2 protein-coding genes, 1 tRNA gene and 2 pseudogenes are annotated in these 4,463 nt (G+C 69.3%); 3 read left to right on the forward strand and 2 right to left on the reverse strand.

The window, feature by feature from the left end; translation table 11 throughout:
- The 3 genes from MJ785_RS02145 to MJ785_RS02155 form a co-directional block, all read left to right on the forward strand.
- Nucleotides 1-694, forward strand: a 694-nt coding sequence (locus MJ785_RS02145; protein WP_239379963.1) for a hypothetical protein, incomplete at its 5' end; no start/stop codon positions are given.
- Between the two features lie 313 nt (nt 695-1,007).
- On the forward strand, nt 1,008-2,600 hold the full coding sequence (locus MJ785_RS02150; RefSeq protein WP_239379964.1) for a PepSY domain-containing protein: 1,593 nt from the start codon (nt 1,008-1,010) through the stop codon (nt 2,598-2,600).
- 335 nt (nt 2,601-2,935) lie between these two features.
- A tRNA-Ser gene (locus MJ785_RS02155) sits at nt 2,936-3,024 on the forward strand.
- Nucleotides 3,025-3,161: 137 nt separating this feature from the next.
- On the opposite strand, the pseudogene MJ785_RS22110 reads toward MJ785_RS02155, so the two are convergent.
- Nucleotides 3,162-3,371, reverse strand: a pseudogene (locus MJ785_RS22110) (integrase); the annotation flags it as partial.
- Nucleotides 3,372-3,413: 42 nt separating this feature from the next.
- A pseudogene (locus tag MJ785_RS22115) lies at nt 3,414-3,596 on the reverse strand (type II toxin-antitoxin system RelE/ParE family toxin); the annotation flags it as partial.
- Between the last annotated feature and the right edge of the window lie 867 nt (nt 3,597-4,463).

Consider the following 4,463-nt stretch of genomic DNA (forward strand, 5'->3'; position numbering starts at 1 on the left):
CGCTCTAAGGTCTGGGTTTGTGAACTGGGCCGCGACACCCGTCGGCCGGGGCGTGCGCGCCGCGGCGGTGGCGGTCCTGGCTGTCCTGCTGGCGGTTGCCGGACACAGCGTGGCGTGCGGCCGGTTGCCGCCGCTGTCGGTCATGGGGTTCGGGACGCTGGTGACCGCTCGGGTCTGCTGGGGAGCGGCCAAGGGACGGATGTCCGTCCGGCGACTCGCCGCCGTGGTGGTCGGGGTGCAGGCGGGCCTGCATTTCGCCTTTGCCGTCACCGAACCCGCCGGTATCGCGAACGTCTCCGTGGGCGCTGCCGCAGGCGGCGGCTCGAGCGGCGTGACCGCCATCACCCATGCGGGCGACATGGTGTCACAGAGCGCGGTGCCGGGTGTGGACCTGCTGCCCGGTGGGCCCGCGATGGCCATCGCGCACCTGCTGGCCGCGGTTGTCCTCGCCTGCTGGCTCGCGGTCGGGGAACGGCTGCTGTGGCGGGCGGCGCGGGGTGCCGCGACCGCCGCGCGCCGGGTCGCCCGCCGGCTGTTGCGACGCCATGTCGGGTCTGCCCGCCCGCGCGCCGCCGACCTGATCCCGCCCGTTTGGTGGATGCGGCGGGTGTCACGTCCTGCCCTGCTCCTCCATGTGGTCACCCGCAGGGGGCCACCCGTTTTCAGCACCTGTTTTGGATCTTTTTCTGGGTGATTCACACCCAGCTGGCGCCTGGCTTCGTTGCTGGCCACACCGATAGGACCCAGCCAGTATCGGTGCGGGCTCCCGTCTTGCCAGAGACCACCTGAACGCGACTCGCCGGCCGGATCCTCGATTCACAACAGGCCCTTACCGCAACCCGACCAGCTTGCCGCGCACCCTCGTGCCGGTGTTTTTCGATAGCTGGTCGGGCCTGTCGCCGACCGTTGCCGATCACTTAGCGCGCCCAGTTCTGATCTTTGCAGGTGGGATGCGGTCGCCGCATGCCCTCGTGACTTCCTCCTGTTCCGCTGTCCTGGAGACACATATGACCACTGTCGATCATCTCGGGCTGTCCCCGGACGAGCCCGTCACTCCTTCGGTTCATCCTGTTTCTCCCATCCCGGTGCCAGCGCCGGCGGCCAACGCCGGTACTGGCACCGGTACCGGTACCGGTACTGGCACCGGCGAAGGACCCGCTGCCGCGCCGTCGCGAGCGGTCGGCGGGACGCGCCGGCTGCTGGTACGGCTGCACTTCTACGCGGGCGTGCTGGTTGCGCCGTTCCTGGTGATGGCCGCGCTCACCGGGCTCGCTTACACCCTCACCCCGCAGCTCGACGCTTTGGTCTACGCGGACGAGCTGTATGTCGATCGGGTCGGGGCGCATCCGCGTCCGCTCGCCGAGCAGGTCACGGCGGCTCGGGCCGTCCATCCGGAGGGGACCGTGTCGGCCGTCCTGCCCGCTGACGCCGCCGACCGGACCACCCGCGTCGTGCTCGACGTGCCCGGCCTCGGGGAGAAGCAGCGCACCGTCTACGTCGACCCGTACACCGGCCAGGCGCAGGGAGCGCTGACCACTTGGTGGGGGAGTACTCCGCTGACCACATGGCTCGATGACCTGCACCGCAACCTGCACCTCGGCGCGTTCGGGAGGCAGTACTCCGAGGTGGCGGCAAGCTGGTTGTGGGTGGTGGTCGGTGGTGGCCTGGTTCTGTGGGTGCTCAGATGGCGTAACTCCCGGCGGGTGCGGCGGGTGCTGCTGCCCGACCTGGGCGTGCGGGGCCGACGCCGCACGATGGCCTGGCACGGCAGCGTCGGGGTGTGGCTTGTGGTTGGCCTGCTATTTCTTTCTGCTACCGGCCTGACCTGGTCGCGGTACGCTGGTGCGCATTTCAGCTCGGTGTTGGACGCGCTGCACGCGCACGCTCCGGAGCTCGACACCGTCCTGCCTACACCCGTCGTGGCCGCATCCCACGCGGGCCATGCGATGGCCGCCACGAGTACGGCCGAGGCCGGTTCCGTGACCGGTAACGGTGAAGCGGGCGTTGGTGAAGCGGGCGTTGGTGAAGCGGGCGTCACCGGGCAGGTCGACCGGGTCCTCACCGCGGCGCGTGGGGCCGGGCTGGACGGACCGGTCGAGATCGACCTGCCCGCCAAGCCGGGCGTGGCCTGGAGCGTTGCCCAGACCGACAAGTTGTGGCCGGTGCGGCTCAGCCAGGTCGCGGTCGATCCCGCCGATGGCCGGATCATCTCTCGGGCCGACTGGGCTGACTACCCATTGCTCGCGAAACTCACCAAGCTCGGGGTCGCCGCGCATATGGGCCTGCTGTTCGGCCTAGCCAACCAGCTGCTCCTCGCATCTTTGGCGGTTGGCCTGCTGTGTATGATCATTTGGGGTTATCGGATGTGGTGGCAGCGGCGGCCCGTCCGTGATGAACGGCGGGCGCTCGTCGGTCCGGCTCCGGCACGCGGGACCTGGCGTGGGTTGCCGCGACCGGCGCTCGTCATTGGGATTGTGCTCACCGCTGCCGCTGGTTGGGCACTGCCCGTTCTCGGTGTGACCCTGCTGGCCTTCCTCATGTTTGACGTGGCTCTCGGCGCCATCCGGCGGGCGCGGCGGCGTGGCGGCACACCCGCCTGACCCGACATCACCCCGCGGCCCTGCGGCGGCACCGGCAGCCGTTGCCACCGGGCTGGGCCGCGGGGCTGGGCTCGCTCCGCCGACCGACCGAAGCCGTGGAACTCGATGACGGTGGACTCGTTTGTTTCCCGGAGCGTGCCCGCGGACGGTTCGACGAAGCGAGGTGCGTGCCCCAACCTCGCGACGCCGCGTCCCCTGTTGCCTGGCCGGAGCGGGCTGACGATGCGGCCGACAGCTCCTGAGGGGGCTGTGAGATCCTGGGACAGCACATGGCGGGTACATGGCAGGCAGACCCCGGCGAGCCGGACGTAGCCTGACAGCGTTTCCGCAGGTCAGGAGGGCTCGCCTAGTGGCCGATGGCGGCGGTCTTGAAAACCGCTAGGGGTGGCAACGCTCCTCGTGGGTTCGAATCCCACGCCCTCCGCTCTGACCAGGAGAAAAGCGCTATGCCGCAAGGGTTTTTGCGGCTCTGCGGAGATCGCATCGACATCCCACGTCCGCCGGTCGTTCCCGGCTGCTGCTGCCGATCGCCGGTCGCTCGCGGACAATACGCGGTCGCGATCATGGGGCCGCCGACAGACCAAGCGCGGCAGCGACGCGGAGCCGCGCGGCCACGTCTTGGCCGACGATGCACTTCGCGTAGACGTGCAGCAGGACCGCGACGGAGTGCCCGGCCCACTCGGCGATCAGCGTCGGTGGGACCCCAGCGTTGAGCCAGGTCGAGACCGCCGCGTGACGTAGGTCGTAGGGCGTGCCAGCGAGCGGGGAGGCAACCTCGCCAGCCGTGCGTGTCCGGCGGCGGCCCTCCTCAACGTGGTAGATCACCCGGTAGTCGCCCACCCTGAGCCGGAACACACCCGAAGGCTCACCAACGAGTGCTCGGAGCTTGTGGGGACGAGGATCGTTCGACAGCTGCGTTACCGCCGCCAGCACTCGGCGCGCTGCCACACCGTCGAGCTTATGCCTGGCTGAAGTCACGGCAGCCCGTCCCGCCATCGCGGGGCACCTCGCCGATATCCATAGCTGCGGCGCCTACCGGCGCGATCGACATCTGCGGGCTGAGCCGCATCGACCACCTCGACACCCTCCGCGTACAGCACCCACGCTTAGGCTGGCCCGCAACCCACGCCGCAGTACTGGTGATCGCGACGGGCCTGCCGATCCTCACCGCCGATTGCGAGCGGTATAAGGGCGTCCCTGCCGACCTACTGTCATTGTGAATGATTCCCGTAGGTCGTCGGCGGGGTGGGGATGGCTCAGCCGATGCGGCGGCCAGGCCTTTCAATCCCTCCAGGGATGATCAGTGGCCCGAAGATAAACCCGCAGGTCAGAAGTATGATCGTTATCATGGAGGATTGAGGGACGGGTGCCTACCTCGGGGCCAGGCCAGACGTCGTGGACGCGTAGGTTCCCGCGAAGACCTTCCCGAGACGGTCGTGACCCCGATCGACATGATTATCTCTTCAGGAAGGCGAGCGAACAGCTGGACCGCTCAACCACGCCCGTGTGCCGCGCCGACGAACCGTTGTGGCAGGAGACTGACCCGCGCCGCCGGCCGTGTCGGACCGGGTGGCGATTCGAGGAGGAAACCGTGCTTCGCCTCGCGCGCCGCGGCCGGGTATCGGTGGCACCCGGCCGCGGCGCGCGAATATCTCCGCGGGCACGCCGCGGCCCAGCGTACGAAGACGTTCAGATCCCTCCGTGATTCACCTGCGGCTCTGCCCGCGGCCGCGTCAGCGACACACCACTGGCCGTGCCAACACCGCCAGAGAGCGGTCGGTCAAATCGTGACCGTGTGCCGGAGAGCCCTGGCCCGAGGCGGCTCAGTGGATTCGCGAATCGGCCGCGGGCTCCGCGCGGCTG

This window comes from Protofrankia sp. CiT1 (assembly GCF_917627335.1).
Taxonomy (GTDB): domain Bacteria; phylum Actinomycetota; class Actinomycetes; order Frankiales; family Frankiaceae; genus Protofrankia.